Origin of the sequence: Candidatus Planktophila sulfonica, from assembly GCF_002288065.1 — a bacterium.
Lineage (GTDB): Bacteria > Actinomycetota > Actinomycetes > Nanopelagicales > Nanopelagicaceae > Planktophila > Planktophila sulfonica.
This window is the reverse complement of record NZ_CP016773.1, coordinates 633,295-658,544: the sequence shown is the minus strand read 5'-3', so window position 1 is coordinate 658,544 and position 25,250 is coordinate 633,295. Positions and strand designations below refer to the sequence as shown.

24 protein-coding genes and 2 rRNA genes are annotated in these 25,250 nt (G+C 50.0%); 2 read left to right on the top strand and 24 right to left on the bottom strand.

From position 1 onward, the window contains the following. Position 1 precedes the first annotated feature (1 nt). From gcvP to A1sIA56_RS03210, 13 genes are all read right to left on the bottom strand, one after another. On the bottom strand, positions 2-2,851 hold the full coding sequence (gcvP, locus tag A1sIA56_RS03270; protein WP_095673523.1) for an aminomethyl-transferring glycine dehydrogenase: 2,850 nt from the start codon (positions 2,849-2,851) through the stop codon (positions 2-4). A gap of 56 nt (positions 2,852-2,907) precedes the next feature. Further along, positions 2,908-3,408 carry a MerR family transcriptional regulator gene (locus A1sIA56_RS03265; protein WP_095673522.1) on the bottom strand — a complete coding sequence of 167 codons (501 nt, stop codon included), beginning with the start codon at positions 3,406-3,408 and terminating at the stop codon, positions 2,908-2,910. Positions 3,409-3,558: 150 nt separating this feature from the next. Then, positions 3,559-4,062, bottom strand: coding sequence for a bifunctional nuclease family protein (locus A1sIA56_RS03260; RefSeq protein WP_095673521.1), 504 nt, complete (start codon positions 4,060-4,062; stop codon positions 3,559-3,561). A 23-nt stretch (positions 4,063-4,085) separates the two neighbouring features. Beyond that, positions 4,086-4,808, bottom strand: coding sequence for a transcriptional regulator FtsR (ftsR, locus tag A1sIA56_RS03255; protein WP_095673520.1), 723 nt, complete (start codon positions 4,806-4,808; stop codon positions 4,086-4,088). A 1-nt stretch (position 4,809) separates the two neighbouring features. Further along, positions 4,810-5,274 (bottom strand): FHA domain-containing protein, encoded by a 465-nt coding sequence (locus A1sIA56_RS03250; RefSeq protein WP_095673519.1) that lies wholly within the window; start codon positions 5,272-5,274, stop codon positions 4,810-4,812. 93 nt (positions 5,275-5,367) lie between these two features. Continuing rightward, positions 5,368-5,748: a glycine cleavage system protein GcvH gene (gene gcvH / locus A1sIA56_RS03245; protein WP_095673518.1), complete on the bottom strand. Its 381-nt coding sequence runs from the start codon at positions 5,746-5,748 to the stop codon at positions 5,368-5,370. 9 nt (positions 5,749-5,757) lie between these two features. Then, a complete protein-coding gene (locus A1sIA56_RS03240; protein ID WP_095673517.1) occupies positions 5,758-6,324 on the bottom strand; it encodes a CDP-alcohol phosphatidyltransferase family protein in 567 nt (188 codons plus the stop codon). Beyond that, the gene (gene der, locus A1sIA56_RS03235) at positions 6,325-8,295 is read right to left on the bottom strand and encodes a ribosome biogenesis GTPase Der (protein ID WP_095673516.1); all 1,971 of its coding nucleotides are present in this window, start codon (positions 8,293-8,295) and stop codon (positions 6,325-6,327) included. It abuts the gene before it with no gap. Between the two features lie 53 nt (positions 8,296-8,348). Beyond that, positions 8,349-9,401, bottom strand: coding sequence for a prephenate dehydrogenase (locus A1sIA56_RS03230; RefSeq protein WP_095673515.1), 1,053 nt, complete (start codon positions 9,399-9,401; stop codon positions 8,349-8,351). Positions 9,402-9,415: 14 nt separating this feature from the next. After that, entirely contained in the window at positions 9,416-9,778 is a 363-nt protein-coding gene (aroH, locus tag A1sIA56_RS03225) for a chorismate mutase (protein WP_095673514.1), read from the bottom strand. A 266-nt stretch (positions 9,779-10,044) separates the two neighbouring features. Beyond that, positions 10,045-10,764, bottom strand: a complete 720-nt coding sequence (locus A1sIA56_RS03220; RefSeq protein ID WP_095673513.1) for a pseudouridine synthase — start codon at positions 10,762-10,764, stop codon at positions 10,045-10,047. A 76-nt stretch (positions 10,765-10,840) separates the two neighbouring features. Beyond that, complete coding sequence (scpB, locus tag A1sIA56_RS03215) at positions 10,841-11,458, bottom strand: SMC-Scp complex subunit ScpB (protein WP_095673512.1); 618 nt, start codon at positions 11,456-11,458, stop codon at positions 10,841-10,843. Next, positions 11,451-12,398, bottom strand: coding sequence for a segregation and condensation protein A (locus A1sIA56_RS03210; protein WP_095674174.1), 948 nt, complete (start codon positions 12,396-12,398; stop codon positions 11,451-11,453). The genes scpB and A1sIA56_RS03210 overlap by 8 nt, the downstream gene beginning before the upstream one ends. An 80-nt stretch (positions 12,399-12,478) precedes the next feature. Here A1sIA56_RS03210 and A1sIA56_RS03205 point away from each other — a divergent pair, with 80 nt between their 5' ends. Together A1sIA56_RS03205 and A1sIA56_RS03200 are read left to right on the top strand one after the other, a co-directional pair. Further along, a complete protein-coding gene (locus A1sIA56_RS03205; protein WP_095673511.1) occupies positions 12,479-13,363 on the top strand; it encodes a ParA family protein in 885 nt (294 codons plus the stop codon). Next, the gene (locus A1sIA56_RS03200) at positions 13,360-13,773 is read left to right on the top strand and encodes a hypothetical protein (RefSeq protein ID WP_095673510.1); all 414 of its coding nucleotides are present in this window, start codon (positions 13,360-13,362) and stop codon (positions 13,771-13,773) included. Before A1sIA56_RS03205 ends, A1sIA56_RS03200 begins: the two co-directional genes overlap by 4 nt. A gap of 13 nt (positions 13,774-13,786) precedes the next feature. Here A1sIA56_RS03200 and A1sIA56_RS03195 read toward each other — a convergent pair whose 3' ends face one another. From A1sIA56_RS03195 to A1sIA56_RS03150, 11 genes are all read right to left on the bottom strand, one after another. Continuing rightward, positions 13,787-14,704, bottom strand: a complete 918-nt coding sequence (locus A1sIA56_RS03195; protein ID WP_095673509.1) for a site-specific tyrosine recombinase — start codon at positions 14,702-14,704, stop codon at positions 13,787-13,789. Between the two features lie 14 nt (positions 14,705-14,718). Then, on the bottom strand, positions 14,719-16,359 hold the full coding sequence (locus A1sIA56_RS03190) for a CTP synthase (protein WP_095673508.1): 1,641 nt from the start codon (positions 16,357-16,359) through the stop codon (positions 14,719-14,721). Between the two features lie 28 nt (positions 16,360-16,387). Then, positions 16,388-18,109: a DNA repair protein RecN gene (gene recN / locus A1sIA56_RS03185; RefSeq protein ID WP_095673507.1), complete on the bottom strand. Its 1,722-nt coding sequence runs from the start codon at positions 18,107-18,109 to the stop codon at positions 16,388-16,390. Beyond that, entirely contained in the window at positions 18,102-18,959 is an 858-nt protein-coding gene (locus A1sIA56_RS03180) for an NAD kinase (protein ID WP_095673506.1), read from the bottom strand. Before A1sIA56_RS03180 ends, recN begins: the two co-directional genes overlap by 8 nt. After that, on the bottom strand, positions 18,959-19,747 hold the full coding sequence (locus A1sIA56_RS03175) for a TlyA family RNA methyltransferase (RefSeq protein WP_095673505.1): 789 nt from the start codon (positions 19,745-19,747) through the stop codon (positions 18,959-18,961). Before A1sIA56_RS03175 ends, A1sIA56_RS03180 begins: the two co-directional genes overlap by 1 nt. An 11-nt stretch (positions 19,748-19,758) precedes the next feature. Continuing rightward, positions 19,759-19,908: a hypothetical protein gene (locus A1sIA56_RS06955; RefSeq protein ID WP_190277022.1), complete on the bottom strand. Its 150-nt coding sequence runs from the start codon at positions 19,906-19,908 to the stop codon at positions 19,759-19,761. Continuing rightward, entirely contained in the window at positions 19,905-20,231 is a 327-nt protein-coding gene (locus A1sIA56_RS03170; RefSeq protein ID WP_095673504.1) for a hypothetical protein, read from the bottom strand. Before A1sIA56_RS03170 ends, A1sIA56_RS06955 begins: the two co-directional genes overlap by 4 nt. Before the next feature lie 26 nt (positions 20,232-20,257). Continuing rightward, positions 20,258-20,623, bottom strand: coding sequence for a single-stranded DNA-binding protein (locus A1sIA56_RS03165; RefSeq protein ID WP_095673503.1), 366 nt, complete (start codon positions 20,621-20,623; stop codon positions 20,258-20,260). 84 nt (positions 20,624-20,707) lie between these two features. Continuing rightward, the gene (locus A1sIA56_RS03160; RefSeq protein WP_223298477.1) at positions 20,708-21,682 is read right to left on the bottom strand and encodes a tetratricopeptide repeat protein; all 975 of its coding nucleotides are present in this window, start codon (positions 21,680-21,682) and stop codon (positions 20,708-20,710) included. A 130-nt stretch (positions 21,683-21,812) separates the two neighbouring features. Next, a 5S ribosomal RNA gene (rrf, locus tag A1sIA56_RS03155) occupies positions 21,813-21,929 on the bottom strand. 124 nt (positions 21,930-22,053) lie between these two features. Then, positions 22,054-25,145 (bottom strand): 23S ribosomal RNA (locus A1sIA56_RS03150). Positions 25,146-25,250: the final 105 nt, after the last annotated feature.

The window sequence follows — 25,250 nt, the reverse complement described above, 5'->3', positions numbered from 1 at the left end:
ACTATGCAAAGGCCTCTATCGGTGGGCATGAGCAGACCAGATTTCGGTCCCCGTACGCTCCATCGATACGCCCTGTAGTCGGCCAATACTTTCCCTTAGCGCCAATCAATTCACCTGGAATCAGGCCCGTGAGGGTCGCTGGGAAGGCTCCACGTTCGCGTGGGTAGCTTCTCTCCCAGTTTGTGCCTGCAATAGCTCCAATGGTGTGGGGTGCATGGCGAAGAGCGGATTCTTCAACTGCAATCTTGCCGTCGATGATCTCTTGAATCTCGCCTCGGATTGCAATCATCGCATCAATGAAGCGGTTCATTTCTAAGACATCTTCTGACTCAGTTGGCTCAATCATCAGAGTTCCTGCAACAGGGAAAGACATGGTTGGAGCATGGAAGCCGAAGTCCATTAAACGCTTTGCAATGTCATCAACGGTCACACCAGAAACCTTGGTTATTTCACGGACATCCAAGATGCACTCGTGGGCTACAAGACCCTTATTACCGGTGTAAAGAATTGGATACGCATCTTTTAGGCGATGAGCCATGTAGTTAGCGTTGAGAATCGCTACCTCGGTGGCGTGAGTGAGTCCTTCTCCCCCCATCAAACGAATGTAAGCCCATGAAATCGGCAGGATGCTTGCTGAACCAAATGGAGCGGCGGAAATTGGTCCTGGTCCTGTTGCTGGGCCGGCGAGAGCATCCATCGGATGGTTCGGAAGGAAGGGAGCTAAGTGCGCCTTAGAGATAACCGGTCCTACTCCTGGTCCCCCACCACCATGAGGAATGCAGAAAGTCTTGTGAAGATTTAGGTGTGAAACATCTGCGCCAAATTTTCCTGGCTGCGCAGTTCCTACAAGTGCGTTGAGGTTTGCACCATCAACATAAACCTGACCGCCCGCATCATGCACAAGTCCACAGATTTCACTGATTGCGGATTCAAATACCCCGTGAGTCGAAGGGTAAGTAACCATCAGCGCCGCAAGTGCTGAACCATGCTCTGCAATCTTTGCTTTGAGATCGTCAACGCTTACATTGCCGGCTTCATCGCATTCGATAACGACCACTTTCATGCCAGCCATCACCGCACTTGCTGCATTTGTTCCGTGTGCACTTGATGGAATCAAGCAGATATTACGGGCTTGGTCACCGCGTGAATCGTGATAGTTGCGAATGGCAAGCAGACCTGCAAACTCGCCTTGGCTTCCTGCATTTGGCTGCAATGAAACTGCGTCATAGCCAGTAATTTCAACGAGCCACTTCGAAAGTTGGTCGATGAGTAATCGTGAGCCACGAGTTTGTTCAACTGGTGCAAATGGATGAAGGGAAGCAAACTCTGGCCAGGTTACAGCTTCCATCTCGGTAGTTGCATTGAGCTTCATTGTGCAAGAACCCAATGGAATCATTGTGCGATCTAGAGCTAAATCACGATCTGCAAGTGTGCGCAAGTAACGCAACATTGAAGTTTCAGAGAAATAAGTATTGAAGACTGGATGTTGAAGATACTTACTAGAACGTAATACAGAAACTGCAATTGGAGTGGCTGCAGCATCTGAAAGCCCTAGGATTTCGAGAACGTCTGCAAAGGTCTTCTCGGTCGTTGTTTCATCGAAAGAAATACGAACTTCAGTATCGGATACTCGGCCGAAGTTAATGCGCTTAGCCTTTGCCGCTGCGTGAATCACATCAGCGTTCTTCACATCAACTGTGACAGTGTCGAAAACGATTCCATTGCGCGATGATGACGCTTTCTGTAGGCGCGAAGCGAATCCATGAATACGCGTCGCGATCTGTTGCAGACCCTTTGGTCCATGCCACATCGCATAGAACGCGCTCATATTTGCCAACAACACTTGCGCAGTACAGATATTGCTCGTGGCCTTATCGCGACGAATATGTTGCTCGCGAGTTTGCAGAGCTAAACGAAATGCTGGATTACCGTGGGCATCAACGCTCTGTCCCACTAGACGTCCCGGAAGAGAACGCTCGAGCCCTGTACGTACCGCCATGAAACCTGCATGTGGTCCACCGAATCCCATGGGAATTCCGAAGCGTTGAGCAGAACCGACGGCGATATCAGCGCCCCACTCCCCTGGCGCCTTCAGAAGAGTAAGCGCTAAAAGATCTGTTGCGGCAATAACAAGTGCGCCCTTTGAATGTGCGAATTCAGTTACCTTCGCATAATCACAGACTTCACCGGTTGTATCTGGATATTGAAGGAGCAGACCGAAAAATTCTCCGTCATAACCATCGCGGGCAACATGTCCAGAATCAACTTCAACCACGGTGATTCCTAGCGGCTTTGCGCGAGTGGCGACGACTGCCTTTGTCTGTGGGTGAACGTGTTCTTCGATGAGAAACACAGCATCATCAGATGCCCTTGAACTACGGCGAGCGAGCGTCATAGCTTCAGCTGCTGCTGTACCTTCATCAAGCATCGAAGCATTCGATAGAGCGAGTGCTGTCATATCGCAAATTACTGTTTGGAAAGCGAAGAGTGCTTCGAGGCGACCCTGAGAAATTTCAGGTTGATAAGGGGTGTAAGCGGTGTACCAAGCAGGATTTTCTAAAACATTTCTTTTGATAACAGGTGGAGTGATGGTTCCGTAATAGCCCCCACCGATCAGCGACGTGAATACTTCATTCTGCGAAGCAATTTCGCGAAGCTCAGCGATAACTTCAACTTCACTCTTTGCACCATCGAGTACATCTTTAAGTTGCTTTTCGATATGTATATTTTCAGGAACTACATCGGCGATGAACTTCTTAATATCTGAATAGCCAAGTACTCCGAGCATCTCAGATTCATCAGATGCTGATGGACCAATGTGGCGATCTTCGAAGTCCTGATAATTACTCAACGAGCTACTCCCCTAAAAGGTGCGCTAATGCGCTCTAGGAGAGGAATATAGAAGTGTTAAGCGCCCTTCGCCTTGCGACGGAGAGAGAGTTCATCGTTATTTTCGCCACCAACAACCTCACCGTTAACCTCACCTTGAAGTGTGGCTAGTGAACCTTCGACTTCGTTCCAGACCTTGCCTACTGCAATACCAAATACACCTTGGCCACCAGCTAGAAGGTCGATAATTTCGTCAGGGCTTGCACATTCGTAGATTGATGCGCCATCGCTCATGAGTGTGATGCGCTCGAGTTCAGTTACGCCACGGCTGCGAAGATGATCAACAGCGGTGCGAATATTTTGAAGAGAAACACCTGCATCAAGAAGTCGCTTAACTATTTTGAGAACGAGGATGTCGCGGAAGCCGTAAAGGCGCGCACTTCCAGAACCTGTTGCTGTGCGAATTGAAGGTTCGACTAATCCAGTACGTGCCCAATAATCGAGTTGCCGATAAGAAATACCTGCAGCTGAACATGCAGTTGCGCCGCGGTAACCAATTTCAAATTCTTGATCTGTCACGAGAGGGGGCTCGCTTTCACGTAGTGGGGTTGGCGTAAGGCTACGCCTGCGTGCCCTTGATATGGCAGACCGACACGAACATAACCTCTACTTGAGGTTGAGACTTCTAAGCCTTACCCAGCCATGCTTTCGCGCTGGAACCGCTGACGCTTACCCAGCGAAGTCCTCAGGGTTAATCCCATCGAGGAACTCGCGGAAAGCTTCTAGCTCCTGGTCTCCCGCAGCCGATGCCTCATTGGTCACCTGCTCTGGGATATCGATTCCTACCTCATCGAGCAGATCGCTATTGACCAAGATATTGCTTTTGGTACGAAGAGCTACTGCGATGGCATCAGACGGTCTTACAGATAGCGGCTCAAGTGCTCCCTCGCTATTTCGCAAGAGAAGATCGGCATAGAAGACCCCCTCCTTGATCTCAGTGATGTGGACACTTGTCAGAGTTATGTCTACTCGGTCCAGAAGGTCGCGAATCAGGTCATGGGTTAAGGGGCGCTGGGCTTCAAGGCCTTGCTGAGCAAAGGCAATGGCGGTGGCTTCAACAGCTCCGACCCAGATGGGAAGAAAGCGAGTTCCGTCTAGCTCTTTTAGTAAGACGATTGGTTGGTTAGACGGCATCTCAATACGGACACCAACAACTTCAACCTGAACAAACACGTGGAATACCTAACCGAGATCGATTAACGAGGACGGTTAAGTCCACCGCGCACAAGTGCTGCGTGCAGACGTACTGAGAGAGATGCAATCTCTTTCTGAACTTCTTCGGCGCGAGCCTTTGCTTCGGTGCTCTTCTGGCGTGTAAAGGGTGTGATGACTTGTTCAATCAAACCAATTTCACGATCTGCGGCAGATTTAAATGAACGCAAGTGGCGTGGTTCGATTCCGAATCCAGCCATTTCAGCGACAGCCTTTGCGACAGAGAGCGCGTCGCTGTCGTAGTGGCGACCGCGGATTGTGATCAATCCAAATGATTCGAGTTCGACGAGTTGTGAATCTTCAAGACCTGAAGCCTTCAAAAGCTCTTCGCGGGAAAGACGCATCTCTGACTGCTCAGCGAAGGCAGCTGGTGCGAATTCGCCATCGATTGTTGCTAAACCGAGTGTTGGACGTGGAGATGGAACCCCGCCTTGCGCTGCTGGCTGAAGTCCGCGATCTAGGGCATCGAGGTTCTCTTTAATTACTTTGAGCGGGAGGTACTGGTCGCGCTGTGCCAGAAGCACATAGCGAAGTCGATCAAGATCTGTTGTTGTGAACTTGCGATATCCCGAAGGAGTGCGCTGCGGCTCAATGAGGCCTTCTGATTCAAGGAAGCGAATCTTTGAGATTGTTATATCTGAAAAGTCGCCGCGCAACTTTGTGAGTACTTCACCAATACTTAGATAAGCACGTGCTGGAACGCTCAACTTACTTCTCCCCTAGTTTGCTGCCGATAAAGAGCAGATGGAATTTTCCGATTTGGATTTCGTCTCCTGAGGTCAAGACCTTTTCGGTGACAGATTCGTTGTTGACGTATGAACCGTTGAGACTTCCAGAATCCTTGAAGGTGAAGTTGGTTCCAACCTTTTCAATAGATGCATGCTTACGAGAAACAGTGACATCATCGAGAAAGATTGAGCTTTCAGGTGAGCGACCAATCGAAACGCCTTCGGCGCTAACGTGGAATCGTGAACCTTTCTGCGCTCCACGATGGATAAAGACCATCGCTGAGTTGCCATCGCCAGAAAGGACGCCATCAATAATCTGACGCTCTTCTGCTGAGGCTTGGTTAATGAGCTCGCTGATGAGATCGGCTGGGGAATTGCCTACTACTGAGCGAAGGCCGAGGTGGAGGGTGCTGGTGAGTTCGCGATTTTCATCTGCTGATGGCATTGAACTCCCCCTTTACCCAAAAGAACGCCTCGACTTTGGACGTCAACTTAAGGGTGACACTAGAGAGTTAAGAAAATTAAATCAAGCCCGGATTTACGCGGTAATTGCTCCGTATTCTGCGGCAGAGAGCAAGCCAGATGGCTCAGTTGGAACCTCGATCTCGACCAACCAGCCGGCCCCGTAAGGATCTGAGTTGATAAGTTCTGGTGCATTTGTCAGCTCTTCGTTAATTGCAACGACTTTTCCGGTAACTGGTGCGAAGATTTCAGAGACGCTCTTGGTAGATTCAACTTCTCCACAAACTTTATCTGCGACAACTGGCTCGCCGACCTTAGGCATCTGCACATAAACGATGTCACCTAGCGCGCCCTGTGCGTAATCAGTAATTCCCATACGGATACGAAGTGCAGTCGATGTCGGTGCAACCCATTCATGCTCTTTTGTGTACTGAAGATCTGACGGAATGTTTGACATTGCGCGCTCCTACTGGCCCTCGATGATGTGTGGTCGAACTGTAATGGTCTTTATCGCGGTTCGGAAATATCCCACGGCCGTACCTACGTAGAGAGTCACGCCCCAGATAGCAAAAGCCCACCCGAAGATAAATGCAGCAGTTCCGTACCAGGTATGGCTCAGTGCAAGTAGCAAGAACGGAAAGGCGTAGAGAAGATTAAATGTCGCAGCCTTGCCGAGATACGTGACCTTAAGAGGTTGGTAACCCTTGAGTTGAAGTAGAAGTGCAACCCCTGCCATGAAGAGATCGCGAGCAACCAGAATCGCAATGAGCCACAACGGAATCGCCTCGCGCATATAAAGAACAACCAATGTCGCTGCGATGTACAAGCGATCAATGGTGGGATCGGCGATTTCGCCAAATTTAGATTCTTGATTAAGGGCGCGAGCTAGTTTTCCATCGAAGTAATCGGTAGCTCCCCCGATGGCGAGAACGAGAATTGCCCAACCGTCAGCTTCTTTGCCGAGGGCAAGATAGATAAAGATCGGGATTCCGAGGAATCGTAGGAAGGTAAGCGCGTTGGGAATAGTCAGCACTTACTGCTCCTTATCTCGTTCCTTCACTCGGATAGCCACCTGAACAGGAGTTCCTGGGAATTTGAACTCCTCGCGGAGGCGACGTTCGATAAATCTACGATAAGAAGCTTCAATCCAGCCGGATGAGAAGACCACAAACTTCGGTGGCGCGATTCCTGCTTGGGTCGCATAGTAGACGCGAGGCTGCTTTCCTCCACGAACTGGTGGCGGTGTAGCGCCGATGAGGGCACCCAAGAATGAATTGAGCTTTGATGTCGGAACGCGACGTTCCCATGAATCGATTGCGGTACGAAGTGCAGGAGCTAGACGATCACGGTGCCAACCGGTCTTAGCTGCAACGTTAACAATCTGTGCCCACTCAACCTGGTCAAGGTGGCGTTCAATCTCTTTATCTAACTGGGTGCGGCGATCTTCATCAACGAGGTCCCATTTATTCATCACGATGACCATCGCTTTTCCAGCCTCTTCGACCATCGTGATGATGCGAAGGTCTTGTTCAGAAATCGGCACCGAGGCATCGAGAACAATCACTGCACACTCACAACGTTCGAGAGCGGTTTGCGTGCGAAGCGTTGCGTAGTAATCAGTTCCACTTGCTTGATTCGCGCGCTTCTTTAAACCTGCTGTGTCTACGAATCTCCAGATGCTTCCACCGAATTCAATCAATTCATCGATTGGGTCGCGAGTTGTTCCTGCAACATCATCAACAATAGAGCGACTTTCACCAGCAAGTGCGTTGAACAAACTTGATTTACCGACGTTAGGGCGACCGATCAAGGCAATACGGCGATAACCATCTTGTACTTGAGCAGCTCCTACTTCAGGAAGTTCTTTAACGATTGTGTCGAGCAAATCTCCGCTACCGCGACCATGCAGAGCTGAAACAAAGTGCGGTTCGCCCAATCCGATATTCCAGAGTGCGTGAGCATCAGATTCATCGTTATCTCCGTCAACCTTATTTGCGACAAGAATTGTTGGCTTCTTCGCTTTGCGAAGTTCTTGAACCAAGATGTCATCTTCATCAAGTGCGCCAACCTGCGCATCAACAACGAAACAGAGAACATCAGCTTCATCCATTGCGAGCTCGGCACTTGCACTTACTTGAACAGAAATTCCGTCAGGCTTTGATTCCCAGCCGCCTGTATCCATAATGATGAATCGACGACCAGCCCATTCGCATTCATATTGAACTCGATCGCGAGTAACACCAGGAGTATCTTCAACAATCGCTTCACGTCGACCTATAAATCGGTTAATCAAAGTTGATTTACCAACGTTAGGTCGGCCAAGGATTGCAACGATCGGAAGACCGAGCAAAGAACGTTGTGAAAGTAGCTCCCAGATGCGATCAACGGTCTCTTCAAGATTAAGTTCAGTTGAATCGATATGAACAGCATCCGTAGCCATCGCTAGCGGAGATACAGTGCGAGTTGAATCGATTTCATCGCGCGCTGCAAGTGATTGTGCAACCGCTTCTGCGCCGCGTGAATCTTCTGCGAGTTCAGCATCGCGACGGTTAGCACGAGCAGCAATATCTGCAGTGAGATAAATTTTGAGCGCAGCATCAGGACAAACAACTGTTCCGATATCGCGGCCCTCAACAACGATGCCACGATCAGCCTTGTTAATGATCGAGCGTTGAAGAGTCAGGAGTTCCGCGCGAACTTCAGGCAGGGCGCTAATGACAGAAACTTTCTCGGTCACTTCATGTGATCGAATCTCTTTTGAGATATCGCGTCCATCAAGGAAAACTTTAGGATCGCGCGGATCAGAGTTGAAGGAAATAGGTGAATCGATTACGGCTGAGATAATTTCTTTTGGATCTTCACTCTTTATCGATAAAGCAAGAAATGTCATCGCTCGGTAGAGCGCACCGGTATCCAAATAATTCCAACCAGCGCGAATTGCGATTGATTTAGATGTGCTTGATTTGCCTGAGCCGCTTGGTCCATCTAGCGCTACAACAATCATTTTCACAGCCCATCTTTAGTTAGTTAATTCTATTGGCAATTGCTTCGAAGCATTTACTTCTTTGGTGCGTGAACGCTCCAACCATTGCTCTTTAGATGGTCAGAAAGTTTTATCGCATCGCTCTCAGAGAGTGCCAACGTGATTAATCCAGTGAACTGACCCGGGCTATGTTCGATCGTCAGATCTTCAACGTTGACTGATGCTTGCGCGCATTCTTCGAAGAGCGCAGCTAATTGACCTGGCTTATCTTCAATAACGATTGGAAGGAAGGTGTATTCGCGAGCTTTTCCACCGTGCTTACCTGGAATTCGGGTGCGACCTTTCTGGCCTTCGTTGATTAAATCTGCAACTGAATTCTCATCCTCAAGTGAGTCGATGAGTTTGTTTAAATCGCGCTGTAGCGCCTTAAGTAATGGAGTGAGCGCTTGGCTATTTGCCGTCACGATCTCGCGCCAGAGCTTGGCATCGGATCCCGCGATTCGGGTGGTATCTCGAAGGCCAGCACCTGCCAGGTCGAGCCAGCGCTCTTCTCCCCCGGTCAGCTGCTTGGCAAGAAGTGATGAGACAAGTTGAGGCAGGTGAGAAACGAGTGCGACCGCCTTGTCGTGCTCAGATGAATCGAGATCAATCTTGTGACCGCCCAGAAGTTCAATCAGCTCTGACGCCTTTTCAAGAACATCGCTATCGACGCCTTGGGCGTCGACAATCCAAGGTCGCCCCTGGAATAGATCAGCGCGCGCAGATTCAGCGCCGCCTACTTCACGCCCGGCCATCGGATGAGTAGGAAGAAAACGGCTCGAAGGAAGCGATGATGTCGATACCTCAACCTTAACTTTAAACTTAACTGACCCTATATCTATAAATGCTGCCTTTGGATTGGCCTCAAACTCGCCCTCAATCACCGATTTCAGCGCTCCGATTGGCGTTGCGAGGATAACCAAGTCAACCGGAAGATCTGACGGACTCTTTATGAGGTCTTCGGCTAAGCCTTGAGCCCTGGAATCGGAATCTCTCATGGTGACGCCCACGCCCTTGAGCGCTAAACCGAGTCCGATAGAAGTTCCTATCAGCCCTGAGCCGACGATTCGTACGTGAGAAAGAGTCATTGTGGGCCTCGAGATTACTGGGCGATATCTCGTCGAAGCGCCTTAGCTCCGTGGAGGTAGATATGGGCAATATCGTCCTTCGAAAGGTCACTTTCGACATGCGCCATCACTCGAACAGTACGCGGGAGAGCTCCAGCAACATCGATTTCAACAGAACAGATCAGAGGAGTGTTCTCGAAGCCAACTGAGCGTGCCGCAGCTGCCGGGAATGCGGCATCTAAATCAGGACTAGATGTGAAGAGGACGGAGATGACATCGTCAGGGGTAAGCGAGTTGACCTTGAGAATCTCTAGGATCAACTCCTGCGTTGCAGCTGTAATCGCCTCGGCGGTATTGGCCTCGACTTGGGTTGCCCCACGAATTGCGCGCACTGACATTCCGCAATCGTACCCTTCTACTTAATATCTTGGTTCTATATATTTAACGTTTTGCCGATAAATCTCTTTCAATCTTTCTTCACATCAATAGGATCGTAATATTCTCGACCCATAATCTTACTAACATTCCAACCTGAACCAATATCGATAAAGCCATTTTTTTGGGTATCTATTGAGCGTGCAATTATCGATATATATCTATTATCAAATTTCCAAACCTCGTGTATCTATTTGTAGACAAATCTATTTGTGTATGCTGAAACGATTTAAAGTTTTATATCTAAAGCGTTTTGGAGGCTAATCAATTCATTACTATTGAGATCTCGCCATCTTCCTTCAAGGGTTTCTCCCAATGAGATGGGTCCGAATTTGGTGCGGATCAGTCTGAGGACATCGACACCCACAGCTTCCATAAGGCGACGGATGATGTGATATCGGCCTTCATGGATCGTGACCTCAATCCACTGAGGAGATAAGTGCTTAAAGCTCAAAACTCGACCCATTCCATCTTCTAGTTCAATACCCTTCAAAAGGACCTTATCGACCCCCGTTGGAAGCTTTCCATCGAATTCAATGATGTAGGTCTTCTCTAGGCCAAAAGATGGGTGGGTGGCACGGAAGGTCAGATCCCCATCATTTGTCAGCAAAATGAGGCCCTCTGAATCCTTATCGAGGCGGCCAACGTGAAATAGGCGCTCGGTACGGAGGTCGATGAAGTCAGCTAGTGAAGGGCGTCCTTCGGGGTCGAACATCGTAGACAGAACGCCTCTAGGTTTATGTAGTACCAAATAAGTCTTAGACAAAGAGCGAGTAATTGTCTCGCCATCAACCTCGACTTTAACCTTTTCAGGGTCAAATTTGGCTCCGAGCTCGCGAACTTGATGTCCATCGACGGTGACTCGACCGTCCATGATGAGCTCATCAGCGCCTCGACGCGAAGTAATTCCGGCATCGGCGATGATCTTATTAAGGCGCATTTCGGCCATGTGGCTATCCATTCTCGACAGTCAACTCCCCCGGCAAAAGGCGCGGGAGGCTTAGGCGAGAAGTGTAGGGCGTTACTTAGTCAGTTAGCGAATCGAGGATCTCATCGAGACCATCGAGATCTGGCAGATGTGGCGCCAGAGGAGGAAGGTCGGTCAAGGCGTTGAGTCCAAGGCGCTCGAGAAAGTAGCTGGTCGTCTTGTACAAGATCGCTCCAGTCTCGTTCTCGACCCCATATTCCTCGACGAGGCCGCGAGTAATGAGAGTCTTCATAACGGCCTCAACGTTCACTCCACGGATGGCTGAGACGCGGGCGCGAGAAACTGGCTGACGGTATGCAATCACCGCCAGGGTTTCGAGAGCTGCCTGCGTGAGGCGATTCTGCTGGCCATCAAGGACAAATTTCTCGACCACTGCGCTGCAATCTGGGTGGCTATAGAAGCGCCATCCCCCATTGATCGCCTTGAGCGTGAATCCTCGGTCTTCGTAGGTTGGAACGAGGGCTTCAAGGGAATCCACGACCTGATCGACGGTCACCTGAAGAACAGATGCCAGGGCGAGCTCGGTGACCGGTTCGTCAACGACCATCAGAATCGCTTCAATTGAGCGAGCTAGCGCAGCTGGATCAAATACATGGGAAAGCTGGGTATCTTTAGCGACCTCAACCTCAGGAGTCTCTACCTCTGGATTAGACATTTTCATCCTCTTCTGTCTCATATTCATCAGAAATCTGTTCAGATACCGCCTGCGAGGCAGTCTCGAGCTCTTCTACAACGGTCTCATCAAGCACAACGGGTACGTCAAACTCATCAGTGACCAGAATGTCGCCTTCATCGGAGCCCACCCAACTGATCTGGAGCTCTCCAAGGGCGATAACCTGCTCAAAACGGAGCGCACCCTGTCGATAAAGATCTAGCAGAGCAAGGAATCGAGCGACAACCACGAGGGTGGAATCGGCGCCCTGGACAAGGTTTCTGAAGGAGACGGTTCGACCCTTTCGCAGGGCTTCGACGACCAGCTTTGACTCTTCAGTCACGCTCACAAGGGCGCTATGGAGGTGCTCAACTGCCACCACAGGCGGGGACTTTGGGGTCAAAACACGCTCGGCGATAGCGGCAAAGCGCTGGGCACCGACCCCGATGAGGACTTCAGGCAAAAGTGAGGCTAGGGCTGGATCCAGGGCCACCACGCGAGGGAATGACTTATCGGCGTTGGCGATCGCATCCTGGAATGAAGCGGCAACTTCCTTGAAAGCTCGATATTGGAGCAGACGAGCGAAGAGGATGTCTCGGGCCTCGAGTAGAGCGAGGTCTTCTTCATCCTCGATCTCGCCGCTAGGCAAGAGTCGGGCTGCCTTGAGGTCTAGAAGGGTGGCGGCGATAACTAAGAACTCAGTAGCTTGATCAAGGCGCCAACCCTCACCGCTAGCCTCGAGGGCGCGGATAAAGGCGATGAATTCATCGGTGACGATGCTGAGCGAGATTTCGGTGATATCAAGCTTGTGGCGTGAGATCAGCTGAAGCAGGAGGTCAAAGGGGCCATCAAAGTTATCGAGGTGGACGCTAAAACCGCTCTCAGGAGCGATTGATTCAGCTTGCTCTGAGGTAATTTCCTCAGGAGTCACGAGACTTTCCACGAGGCGAACCATACTTGTCTTACTTGCAGTTCGTCGCGCTTTACGCGTAGAGTCGCGACAACTGAAAAGAGGTTTCTCGCTTGAACGCTAAATCGACATTTGATGATGATGTGGCCACTACCGCCACTCTCCTCGGGCGCGAACCCCATAATTTTCCAATCCCTGCTCCTATTGCAGAACATGGCGATGCAAAGGTCATTTCGATCTTCAACCAAAAGGGTGGAGTCGGTAAGACAACGTCAACTATTAACCTAGGTGCAGCGCTCGCAGAACTAGGACGTCGCGTTCTTCTCGTGGACTTCGACCCGCAAGGCGGTCTCTCTCTTGGTCTCGGTGTAAATGCACACGCACTTCCACTTGAGAACACTGTTTATTACGCACTCATGACACCGGATGCAAATATCGATGAGATTGTTCTGAAGTCATCAGTTGCCGGTCTTGATTTTCTTCCAGCTAACCGCGATTTGGGAACAGCTGAAACAACTCTCGGCGCTGAAATCGGTGGCCAGCAATATCTAAAGCGCGCACTCGGTCGCCTTCGCTCAGAGTACGACGTGATTTTGATTGACTGCCAACCAACAATGGGTCAACTCACAATCAACGCACTCGTGGCTTCTGATGAAGTTATCGTTCCATTGCAATGCGAATACTTCGCCCTGCACGGCTTTATCGAACTTAAGGGAAATATCGACAAGGTTCGTAGCTTCCTTAACCCTGAACTTAAGTTAATTGGAATCCTCGCAACTATGTACGACCGTAAGACTCTACATAACCGCGAGGTTCTTACGGCAATCCTTGAGAAATATCCTGAAGATGTATTTGAAACAATCATTGCAAAGACAATTCGTTTCGCTGAGACAACCGTTGCAGGCGAACCGATTACTGCTTATGCATCTTCTTCAGGTGGTGCGCAGTCATACCGCCGTCTTGCCCGTGAACTAATTGCCCGAGGAGGCGCCCGATGACACGTAGAGCTAGCTTGCCAGGTGCGGATGAACTCTTCCGTGCAAACACACCAGCACTGAGCGCAGTTCGCCAAGTTGCGGAACCAATCCAAACTTCAGCTCCAGTTACACCGGTAACACAGAGCGCTGCACCGAAGACAAAGAAGGGTGTTCGCACCATTTCTCGTCGTCGCGTTACAGCCGCCGAGAAGTCACCTTCTGGTCGCGAACTTCATGAAGAGAAGATCACTGTCTATCTATCTACAGATGAACTCTTCGATCTCGATCAAGCGCGCCTCATGCTTCGCGGAGATCTAGGGCTTGCAGTAGATCGCGGCCGTATCGTTCGCGAATCAATCGCAGTGATAATCGCTGACCTTGAAGCAAAGGGCGATCAGAGCATTCTTGCTCGTCGCCTTCGCGGGATTTAATAACTCCTTAGCTTCACTTTGCTCTGGGGTGTGCGGTGCTGTACGTCTCGCGCACTTTATCGATTGTAATCAGTGTGTAAATCTGTGTTGTTGTAACTGATGAATGGCCCAACAACTCTTGCACCACGCGAATATCTGCGCCTCCATCAAGTAGATGTGTCGCATATGAATGTCTGAAAACGTGAGGGCTAACTTTGCCTTCGAGCCCTGTTGCAACTGCAGCATCTAGAACTATCTGCCATGCGCTCTGCCTTGATAATCGTTTTCCGCGAGCGTTAAGAAAGAGAGCTGGTTCGGATTTTGAATTCTTAGCGGCTAACGCTGGTCGAGTGCGCGTGAAGTAGTCTTCAATTGCTGCGACTGCGAATTTGCCGAGTGGAACAAGGCGTTCTTTGGAGCCTTTCCCCCGCAACTTCAAGACCGTTACATCACCATCATCGGTCTGCGTGACAGAAATGTCACCGGTATTTACTCCTACTATTTCACTTACACGGCCACCCGATGAGTAAAGCAGTTCCAACATCGCGAAATCTCGAAGTGAAATGGGATCACCTTCTCGCTTTGCAGATTCAATCAAGTTCGTTACTTCATCTACTGAAAGCGCTTTAGGAAGTTTCCTTGCAATCTTCGCACTGACTATCTCAAGAGTTGGATTAGAGATATCAAATTCAACAGATGCGTACTTGTAGAAGCCCTTAACGGCAGACAAGGTCCGATTGATGCTCGAAAGCGCCAGTCCCATAGCTTTGAGTGAGACTTCAAAGTCGGTGAGGTCTTGTGCCGTGAGGTTCACAAAATCTTTACGTGAGTTTTGAAGAAATAGCTCGAACTTTGCTAGATCACGAGTGTAGGAAGATATTGAATTACTAGAAAGCCCTCGTTCAATACGCAGTTGATCGAGATAAGAGCTGCGTGCTGCCTCGAACTTCATTGCACAACTGTAATTTAGTGAGCGCCCTTACGGACGAGTGCTGCTGCAATCAACCCTGAAAAGAGCGGATGTGGACGCGTTGGTCGAGATCGAAGCTCTGGGTGAGCCTGAGTACCAACGTAATATGGATGAACTTCGCGAGGTAGTTCTACGAACTCAACAAGGTCACGATCTGCAAACATGCCAGAGAAGACAAGGCCAGCCGCTGCAATTTGATCGCGATACTGATTATTCACTTCATAGCGATGGCGGTGACGTTCAGAAACTTCAGTCGCACCATAGACGCCGGCAACAATTGAGCCAGGTGTGAGTGTTGCTTTGTAGAGACCTAGGCGCATCGAGCCACCCATATCTCCCCCACCGGCAACGATATCTTTCTGATCATCCATAGTTGCGATGACATGTGTTCCGCTATCGCCTAAGAATTCTGCAGAGTTTGCATCCTTGATTCCGGCAAGGTTTCGAGCAGCTTCAATAACCATGCACTGCAAACCTAAACAGAGTCCAAGAGTCGGGATTTTGTTTTCGCGAGCAAATTTAAGCGCCCCAAGTTTTCCTTCAATTCCGCGAATACCGAATCCACCAGGAACGCAGATTGCATCGATTTCGCCAAGTGATTTCTTCGCACCTTCCGGTGTTTCACATTCATCACTTGGAACCCAAACAATTTCAACCTTCGCTTCATTGGCGAATCCACCTGCGCGAAGAGCTTCGGAAACAGAGAGATAAGCATCTGGAAGATCGATGTACTTTCCAACGAGAGCAACTTTTACGTGGTGCTTTGGAGAGTGAACACGCTTAAGCAAGTCATCCCATTCTCCCCATTGAACCTCATGTCCACCGAGTGAAAGTCGACGGACGATATAGGAATCTAGGCCTTCGGTGAATAGAACCTTCGGAATGTCATAGATTGATGGAGCATCGACGGCTGCAACTACCGCTTCAACATCGACGTCGCACATCAGCGAAATCTTCTTCTTGATGCCTTCAGGGATTGGTCGATCGCAACGGAGAACCACTGCATCTGGTGCAATACCAATGCTGCGAAGAGCTGCGATTGAGTGCTGTGTCGGCTTTGTCTTCAACTCTCCTGATGGCCCAATATACGGAACGAGCGAAATGTGCAGATAGAAAACGTTATCGCGGCCTACTTCTTGGCGAAGTTGGCGAGCAGCTTCAAGGAATGGCTGCGATTCAATATCACCAACAGTTCCACCGATTTCAGTAATGACCACATCTACATCGGCTGAATCATTTGCGAGCATGCGCTCTTTAATTTCATTGGTGATATGCGGAATAACTTGAACAGTCTCACCTAGATATTCACCGCGACGTTCGCGCGCAATGACTCGTGAATAAACCTGGCCTGTCGTGACGTTCGCTGAACCTTCGAGGTTGCGATCGAGAAAACGTTCGTAGTGGCCGATATCAAGATCCGTTTCAGCGCCATCATCGGTGACAAATACTTCACCGTGCTGGAAAGGATTCATGGTGCCTGGATCTACGTTGAGATATGGATCGAGCTTCTGCATGGTGACGCGGATACCGCGCGCGACCAGAAGGCGACCTAATGATGAAGCTGTGAGGCCCTTGCCAAGACTTGAGGCGACTCCGCCTGTTACGAAAATATGTTTAGTCACATGCGCTTGGCTCATGGAAGACCATCTTATAGCTCTCTGAGGCTTAGCCTCGCATAGCTAGCAATTCGGCGGCGTGTTCTCGCGCACTTGAGGATTCTTCAAGCCCTGCCAGCATGCGCGCAATCTCTTCAACGCGCTCGGATTGTCCAAGTTTCGAGACGCCAGACTGAACAACGGATCCATCGCTGCTCTTCTTTACGACAAAGTGAGTATCGGCCCATGCCGCCACCTGAGGTAAATGCGTAACGACAATAACTTGAGAGTTCTGTGCAAGTGCATGCAGGCGCTTACCAACTTCAATCGCAGCTTTTCCGCCAACACCTGCGTCGACTTCATCGAAGATATAGGTTCCGACTGGATGTGATTTAGCGATGACAACTTCAAGTCCCAACATGATGCGAGACATTTCGCCACCGCTTGCGCCTTTTCCAAGTGCAATCTTCGGTCCATCAACTTGTCCCTGGATTTGCATAGAAACTTCATCGCAACCTAATTGTGTGAAATCACTTTCCTTTAGAGCGCCGGAATAATCCGGAGAGATAACTTCTGCAAAGAATCGAGTGTGCGGCATAGAAAGTGCCTGAATCTCAGATGTCACTGATTGTGACAGTGATTCAGCAGAAGCGCTTCTTGCCTTAGATAATTCTTGCGCAGCGGCCAAAAGGCTCTTCTTTATTTTTGCGAGTTCAGTTTCTAACTCTGCAATGCGTTCGTCGCCACCCTTAAGATCTGCGATTGATTCCTTACCTGATTTAGCTTTTGCGGCAAGGAGAACAAGTTCCTCATCAGCGCTTTCGGCGCCGCCCCATCTCTTAATAAAGAGATTGAGCTCTGCTTTTCGATTCTGCAGGAAATCCAGACGTTCAGGGTCCGCTTCAAGAGATGTTGCATACGATGCCAAATCAGATGACGCATCATCGAGGATGAAGAGTGATTCTGCTACGCGTTCTGCGATCTCTTCCAGCTTTGAATCTTTTCCCTTAGCGGCATCAAGGAAACGTCGGGCGGAATGAAGCAGAGTCAAGGCTCCGGATTCTTCAGAATCGAGAGCCGACATTGCGCCACTTGATGCAATTCGTAAGTCTTCAACGCTAGAAAGTCGCTTGATCTCATCTTCAACGCTAGAAGGTTCGTTGCGTACAGCTTTGAGTTTTACCCAGGCGGCTAGGAATTCTTCGAGTTCTGCAATCTCACCATCTCGCTTATTGGCAGATGCCTTCATCGCTTTGATGCGCTCTTTAAGTTCTAGATATTCGGAGTATTTCTCTTGGTAATCAGAGAGCGATGAAGCCACTGCAGTTCCACCAAAACGATCAAGGAGCTCTCTTTGTCGGGCGGGTTTTACGATCTGCGAGTTCGCTGATTGCCCATGAATTTCGATCAGAGGCTCAGTGACATCGGCGAGAGTCCCTGCCGGAACCGTAACTCCCCCACATGATGCTTTGCTCTTGCCGTCGCTGTTGACCGTGCGGGTAACGATGAGTGAAGATCCATCAACTTCGGCTCCGATTTCATCGAGTTGATCTTTAGAATCCTTCGTTACCGAAAATTGCGCAGTAGCAACGAGTCGTTCAGAACCATGTCGCACGAGCGAACTATCGCTCTTGCCTCCGAGCACAAGGTTGAGAGCTGTCAAAATCATTGTTTTTCCAGCACCGGTTTCGCCAGTGAGAACATTAAGCCCTCGACCGAGCTCGAGTTCAGATTGTTCGATAATTCCGAGATTGCGGATAGAAATCTCTTCTAGATAAGAACGTTCACTCACCGCGCCAACCTTCAACGGGAAGTTTGAACTTTGCTACCAATCTATCTGTGAAAAGCGTCTTTGAAACGTGTGAGAGCTTGATTGTCTGAACATCGCGAGTAATGAGAACGCGATCACCCTTCTGAAGTGGAATTTTGCGCAGAGAATCTGCTGAGAGAAGCGCCTCTGTTGATTCGATGGTGACGACAATTTCAGACTTTGGCGAAACGACCATAGGACGCGAGAAGAGTGCGTGAGCAGAGATTGGCAACAAGACAAGTGCATCGACTTCAGGCCACAGCACTGGCCCACCTGCGCTAAATGCATAGGCGGTAGAACCAGTCGGAGTTGAACAGATGAGCCCATCGCAACCCCAATGCGAAAGTGGGCGGCTATCGATTTCAACGAAGAGTTCGACCATGGTTGTGCCATCACGTTCGACTGTCACTTCGTTAAGTGCCCAACCTTTTCCGATCTCTTTGCCAGCCCGTTCGACGGAGAAACGTAGAATCATGCGATCTTCTGAGACATAGCTTTTAGAGATAATGCTTTCTGCGATTGCAGAGATAGTTGGTCGCTGTACTTCTGCCATAAAACCGACATGACCCATATTGATTCCGAGTAATGGAATATTTCTGCTCAAAGTAATTTCAGCAGCACGAAGAATGGTGCCATCGCCACCAAGAACAACAGCGATCTCAATTTCTGGAAGATCAGATGGAGCAACCTTCTTGATACCTTCGATTGAGACATCAGAGATTGTGTAGAGCGAGAAACCCGCAGAATAGAGAAGTGGTGCAAGTTCCTTCGCAGCAGCAATTGCTTCGGCGCGTGATGGGCTAATTACTAGCGCGGCTGAACGAATAGTCATTAGGCAGGTCCCATAGCAATCGCAGTATCGAGGGCGGCCTCATCAATTTCAGGTGCTCCGCGACGTAACCATAAGAAGTATTCAACGTTACCTGCAGGACCTGGAAGCGGACTTGCAGCGATGCCCATAGTTCCAAGACCAACGTCGTAAGCGGACTCTGCGACATCGAGAACAGCTCCGCGACGAAGTGCTGGATCACGTACGACTCCCCCAGCACCAAGTTTTTCGCGGCCAACCTCGAATTGTGGTTTTACCATCAGAACAAAATCTGCTTCTGGCTTTGATACCGCAGCCAGGGCAGGCAATACGAGTGAGAGTGAAATGAAAGAGAGGTCTGCTACAACTAAATCAATACCTTCACCGACTTGTTCACCGGTGAGGTGGCGAATATTGGTGCGATCAAGGACTTTCACTCGTGGGTCCTGTCGGAGTTCCCACGCCAGCTGTCCGTAACCAACGTCTACTGCGACCACGAGTGCTGCACCACGTCGCAATAAGACATCGGTGAAACCACCAGTGGACGCACCCGCATCGAGACAAGTCTTTCCTTCAACCGCAACGCCAGTGAATGCATCAAGAGCGCCTGCCAATTTATGGCCACCGCGAGATACGAAATCATCGCGATCGCCTTGAATGGTGATGGAAGTTTCGGCATCAACTTGGGTCGCTGGCTTTGTGGCTGGAATTCCACCAACAAGTACAGAACGCGACTCGATTAAATCAGCAGCATGTTCGCGCGAACGTGCAAGTTCGCGACGAACTAGTTCTGCATCGAGACGAGTCTTCATTATGTGAGTTCTTAGAGGTTATCGATTGACTTGAGTGACTCTTGAAGTTTTTCGTGGAGCGCCTCAAAACGCGCTGAATGTTCAGAGAGGTCGCTGGCATCAATCTCATCAAGTTCTGTACGAACTTCTTGAACGAGGTCTACTTCATTCTCTTCTGTCATCGACTTGCCGCCTTCTTTGTAGGTGCCTTCTTAGCAATCTTCTTAGCTGGAGATTTCTTTGCAGCTTTCTTGGCTGGAGATTTCTTCTTCAAAGCAGCGACTTCTTTTGCAAGGGCATCGAACTCTTCGCGCTTTACAAAACCCATCTTAAGGACAGCAGCTTCTACCTCTTCGTGAATCTTCGCTCGCACAGAATCTGCGCTCTCGTGCGCCCAATCGTTGAGGGCGGTGGCGATCTCAGCAGGTGTGCGTTCGCCATCAGAGAGCTTCTGGGCATAGCTCTTGAGGGTTGAGAAGATCTCGGTAATAGGGGCCTTTGCCATGACGTAAGAGTATCGATTCCATACGACTAGAGGCGGACAATCTCAGCAGCCTCAATCTGCCAACGGCTGGCAACGCCTGTTGGGCTCTGCCAGAAACGACGGTGAATCGAGCCTGAAACTTCAATCCATTCATCCCCTTCGAGGGTCAGGGCTGCTTTTCGCATCTTTGCGCTCCAGGCTGCGATATCGAGGGTGTCGACGCCTTCGCGTTCAGACCGAGTGACAATTAAACGAAATTCAACGACCTTATCTCCGCTTGGCAATTCTTTAGTTGTCGCAGGAGCTGAGACACGGCCTCGAAGGAGCAAATCGTTGAGTGAATAATCAACTTCTTCTTCAATCTGCTCGCTCTTCTTCTCTGTCTTCTTTGCAACGCTCTTTGTGGCAGCCATATAAACCCTTTCAATAGATGAAGGGGCGATGATTGAGTATTGCTCTGACGAACTTTCAGAGTTTAAAGAAGTATGTGGATATCTCTACTGCTGTGAACGTTCGCGCGCATCGGTCTCGTCTTCAGGATCGAGATCTGCACACTTCGAAAACCATTCGCGCGCTTCTTCTGAGCGTCCTGCAGCTTCGAGCGCATCTGCGTATGCGTAGCGAAGACGGAATGCCCAATCTTCGCTCTCATTCTTTAACTCTTTACATTGCAAGGTAACAACGGCTGCATCGAATTCACCGAGATCGCGACGTGCACCGGATGCGACGATGCGCATTTCGATTTCTTCAGGCTTTGCCAATCGTTTGACCTCGTCTGAACCAGCCAAATTCAAGGCTTTTAGAGGGTTTCCAAGGCCACGTTCGCAGTCAGCCATTACTGGCCACATCGAAACATCGCCGGAGATTCTGTTTGATGCGCGCAACTCTTTCAGTGCGATTTCATAATGACCTGCGCGATATGCGGCATAACCCGCAGTTTCGCGAACCACTGCAAGACGACCTGCATGGTGTGCTGCAGCAACTGCATGCTTATGTGAAAGTTCTGGATCAATATCCATATACAGATTGACGCAGACCATATGACGCGCAACAACCTTTGCATTTTCAGCAGAGAGACTTAATAGCTCTGCACGAACGCTCTTCTCGAGCTCTTCGCCTGTAACATCTTCAGGAATATCTGGTTCAAAGATGCGTGGACGAATTCGCGATTGATCGCGTTCTTGTGGAGCTGGACGAAACCCGCGTGGATCGCTGACATCGCGGCCCTGTGAAACTTGGCGCGTTGCGCCAGCGCGGTCATCGCGACCGCCACGAGCTGGACGATCTTCGCGAGATTGCGGGCGAGAAGATGAAGGTCTGGATGAAGATGGACGGCCAGAGCTTGGACGATCCGATGATGGACGGCCGCTCGATGGTCTTGATGAGGATGGGCGTGAAGAAGGGCGACCGTTTGATGGTCGCGCTGGTCGATCGCTGCTTGATCGATCGCTGTTGCGTGGACGCTCTTCCATTGCTCACTCCAATTTTTTGATGCTTTTGGCATCTAGTTAAGTTTAACTTCTACATTTCTAAAGCGTTGTAAAAACGTTTGAGAAATAAAAAAGGGGCGCTTAAAAATAAGCGCCCCTTTTTATAAAAGAAGTCCGGCGACGTTCTACTCTCCCACAAGGTCACCCGTGCAGTACCATCGACGCTGAGAGGCTTAACTTCCGGGTTCGGAATGGGACCGGGTGTTTCCCTCTCGCTATGGTCGCCGAAACGCTATTGAGTTTTTGGCATGAACCTACGAAAAGTAAGTCTGATCAAAAATTAATTTGATCTTCTTATGTTCGTGGTTCTCGACCGTATCTCGAGAACCACACAGTGGACGCGTAGCAACTTTGTAGTTAAATCCTCGGCCTATTAGTAGTGGTCAGCTCCAAGCCTTACGGCTCTTCCACTTCCACCCTATCAACCCAGTAGTCTCCTGGGGGCCTTACTTGGTAAACCAATGAGAAACCTAATCTTGAAGCGAGCTTCCCGCTTAGATGCTTTCAGCGGTTATCCCTTCCGAACGTAGCTAATCGGCGGTGCTCCTGGCGGAACAACCGACACACCAGAGGTTCGTCCGACCCGGTCCTCTCGTACTAGGGTCAGCCCTTCTCAAGTTTCTTACGCGCACAGAAGATAGGGACCGAACTGTCTCACGACGTTCTGAACCCAGCTCGCGTGCCTCTTTAATGGGCGAACAGCCCAACCCTTGGGACCTACTCCAGCCCCAGGATGAGACGAGCCGACATCGAGGTGCCAAACCTTGCCGTCGATATGGACTCTTGGGCAAGATCAGCCTGTTATCCCCGGGGTACCTTTTATCCGTTGAGCGACGGCGCTTCCACAAGCCACCGCCGGATCACTAGTTCCTGCTTTCGCACCTGCTCGACATGTCTGTCTCACAGTTAAGCTCCCTTGTGCACTTACACTCGACACCTGATTGCCAACCAGGTTGAGGGAACCTTTGAGCGCCTCCGTTACTTTTTAGGAGGCGACCGCCCCAGTCAAACTACCCACCAGACACTGTCCCTGATCCGGATTACGGACCGAGGTTAGAAGTTCAAAACGATCAGAGTGGTATTTCAACGATGACTCCACAAACACTGGCGTGCCCGCTTCAAAGTCTCCCACCTATGCTACACAAACCGTTCCGAACACCAATATCAAGATATAGTAAAGGTCCCGGGGTCTTTCCGTCTTTCTGCGCGTAACGAGCATCTTTACTCGTAATGCAATTTCGCCGAGTTTACGGATGAGACAGCGCTCAAGTCGTTACGCCATTCGTGCAGGTCGGAACTTACCCGACAAGGAATTTCGCTACCTTAGGATGGTTATAGTTACCACCGCCGTTTACTGGGGCTTAAGTTCTCAGCTTCGCCTTGCGGCTAACCAGTCCCCTTAACCTTCCAGCACCGGGCAGGCGTCAGTCCGTATACATCGTATTGCTACTTCGCACGGACCTGTGTTTTTGGTAAACAGTCGCTTGAGCCTGGTCTCTGCGGCCTTCCAACGCTTCGGAGGAAAACTCCTACACGTCAAAGGGCCCCCCTTCTCCCGAAGTTACGGGGGCATTTTGCCGAGTTCCTTATCCATAATTATCTCGATCGCCTTGGTATTCTCTACCTGACCACCTGTGTCGGTTTCGGGTACGGGTCACTTATTTTCTCGCTAGATGCTTTTCTTGACAGCATAGGATCATCCACTTCGCCTTACGGCTCGGCATCAGCTCTCAGGCATGTGTTACGCGGATTTGCCTACGTAACGCCCTACGACCTTACCCCGGGACAACCATCGCCCGGGCTGGACTGCCTTCCTGTGTCACACCATTGCTGAACTACTACAACACTGGGTCAGCGGTTCCATCAATCTGACAAAAGCCAGATCAACTTCACGGCCTTAGCATTAGTTGCCTCGTCCTGGGCGAAAATAAGCGAGTACTGGAATATCAACCAGTTGTCCATCGACTACGCCTGACGGCCTCGCCTTAGGTCCCGACTTACCCTGGGCGGATTAGCCTGGCCCAGGAACCCTTGGTCTTTCGGCGGAGGGGTTTCTCACCCCTCTCTCGCTACTCATGTCTACATTCTCACTTGTGTGGCTTCCACGGCTAGATTCCTCTGCCGCTTCACCAGCCACACAACGCTCTCCTACCCATCCAAGCCCCTGGATCTTGCGATCGGGGTAGTGCTTGAATGATAGAACTTCGGTGCTGTGCTTGAGCCCCGTTACATTGTCGGCGCGAAATCACTTGACCAGTGAGCTATTACGCACTCTTTTAAGGGTGGCTGCTTCTAAGCCAACCTCCTGGTTGTCTATGCGACTTCACATCCTTTTCCACTTAGCACAGGCTTTGGGACCTTAGTTGCTATTCTGGGTTGTTTCCCTCTCGACCATGAAGCTTATCCCCCACAGTCTCACTGCTGCGCTCTCACTTACCGGCATTCGGAGTTTGGCTGATGTTGGTAATCTTGTAGGACCCCTCGACCATCCAGTAGCTCTACCTCCGGTAAGAAACACGCAACGCTGCACCTAAATGCATTTCGGAGAGAACCAGCTATCACGAAGTTTGATTGGCCTTTCACCCCTACACACAGCTCATCCCCTAATTTTTCAACATTAGTGGGTTCGGTCCTCCACGCGGTCTTACCCGCGCTTCAACCTGGCCATGCGTAGATCACCTCGCTTCGGGTCTAGATCGTGCTACTGAATCGCCCTATTCAGACTCGCTTTCGCTACGGCTTCCCCTCGACGGGTTAACCTTGCAACACGACACTAACTCGTAGACTCATTCTTCAAAAGGCACGCTGTCACAACTTTCGTCGCTCCAACGGCTTGTACGCACACGGTTTCAGATTCTATTTCACTCCCCTTACGGGGTTCTTTTCACCTTTCCCTCACGGTACTAGTCCGCTATCGGTCATCAGAGAGTATTTAGGCTTAGCGGGTGGTCCCGCCAGATTCATACCGAATTCCTCGAGTTCGGTATTACTTGGGATACCAGTAAAGAGTTAACTAAGTTTCGACTACGGGGTTCTCACCCTCTATGACTGGCTTTCCCACACCATTCATCTACCTAGCTAGTTTTTGACTCTTTGATCAAACGGCAGTCTGATCTAACTGGTCCCACAACACCGATACTGCAACGCCTGCCGGCTTGGCACAGTATTGGTTTGGCCTCTTCCGTTTTCGCTCGCCACTACTAACGGAATCACGGTTGTTTTCTCTTCCTGTGGGTACTGAGATGTTTCACTTCCCCACGTTCCCTTTATCCACCCTATATATTCAGGCGGAAATAACTGGACATTACTCCAGCTGGGTTTCCCCATTCGGAAATCCTCGGATCAAAGCTCGTTTGACAGCTCCCCGAGGCTTATCGCAGCCTACTACGTCCTTCATCGGCTTCTGATGCCAAGGCATCCGCCATGTGCGCTTAATAATTTTTCCACAAAGATGCTCGCGTCCACTGTGTAGTTCTCAAAATACGGGCGGTACTCAATAAGAGTTGAGACTTACGAATAAATTCGCAGTATCTCTTCTTATTAAGTCCAG

What these genes read in the sequence shown, in the direction of transcription:
- A1sIA56_RS03160 (WP_223298477.1), bottom strand. Translation starts at nt 21,682, where the DNA reads ATGGAAGAGCGTCCACGCAACAGCGATCGATCAAGCAGCGATCGACCA.
- A1sIA56_RS03230 (WP_095673515.1), bottom strand. Translation starts at nt 9,401, where the DNA reads ATGACTCTTTCTCACGTACGAATCGTCGGCTCAGGGCTGATAGGAACT.
- A1sIA56_RS03250 (WP_095673519.1), bottom strand. Translation starts at nt 5,274, where the DNA reads ATGCCATCAGCAGATGAAAATCGCGAACTCACCAGCACCCTCCACCTC.
- aroH (WP_095673514.1), bottom strand. Translation starts at nt 9,778, where the DNA reads ATGTCAGTGCGCGCAATTCGTGGGGCAACCCAAGTCGAGGCCAATACC.
- A1sIA56_RS03200 (WP_095673510.1), top strand. Translation starts at nt 13,360, where the DNA reads ATGACACGTAGAGCTAGCTTGCCAGGTGCGGATGAACTCTTCCGTGCA.
- A1sIA56_RS03220 (WP_095673513.1), bottom strand. Translation starts at nt 10,764, where the DNA reads ATGGCCGAAATGCGCCTTAATAAGATCATCGCCGATGCCGGAATTACT.
- A1sIA56_RS03190 (WP_095673508.1), bottom strand. Translation starts at nt 16,359, where the DNA reads ATGAGCCAAGCGCATGTGACTAAACATATTTTCGTAACAGGCGGAGTC.
- A1sIA56_RS03195 (WP_095673509.1), bottom strand. Translation starts at nt 14,704, where the DNA reads ATGAAGTTCGAGGCAGCACGCAGCTCTTATCTCGATCAACTGCGTATT.
- gcvH (WP_095673518.1), bottom strand. Translation starts at nt 5,748, where the DNA reads ATGTCAAACATTCCGTCAGATCTTCAGTACACAAAAGAGCATGAATGG.
- A1sIA56_RS03165 (WP_095673503.1), bottom strand. Translation starts at nt 20,623, where the DNA reads ATGGCTGCCACAAAGAGCGTTGCAAAGAAGACAGAGAAGAAGAGCGAG.
- A1sIA56_RS03175 (WP_095673505.1), bottom strand. Translation starts at nt 19,747, where the DNA reads ATGAAGACTCGTCTCGATGCAGAACTAGTTCGTCGCGAACTTGCACGT.
- der (WP_095673516.1), bottom strand. Translation starts at nt 8,295, where the DNA reads ATGATTGTTGTAGCGCTAGATGGACCAAGCGGCTCAGGCAAATCAAGC.
- A1sIA56_RS03170 (WP_095673504.1), bottom strand. Translation starts at nt 20,231, where the DNA reads ATGGCAAAGGCCCCTATTACCGAGATCTTCTCAACCCTCAAGAGCTAT.
- A1sIA56_RS03180 (WP_095673506.1), bottom strand. Translation starts at nt 18,959, where the DNA reads ATGACTATTCGTTCAGCCGCGCTAGTAATTAGCCCATCACGCGCCGAA.
- scpB (WP_095673512.1), bottom strand. Translation starts at nt 11,458, where the DNA reads ATGTCTAATCCAGAGGTAGAGACTCCTGAGGTTGAGGTCGCTAAAGAT.
- A1sIA56_RS06955 (WP_190277022.1), bottom strand. Translation starts at nt 19,908, where the DNA reads ATGACAGAAGAGAATGAAGTAGACCTCGTTCAAGAAGTTCGTACAGAA.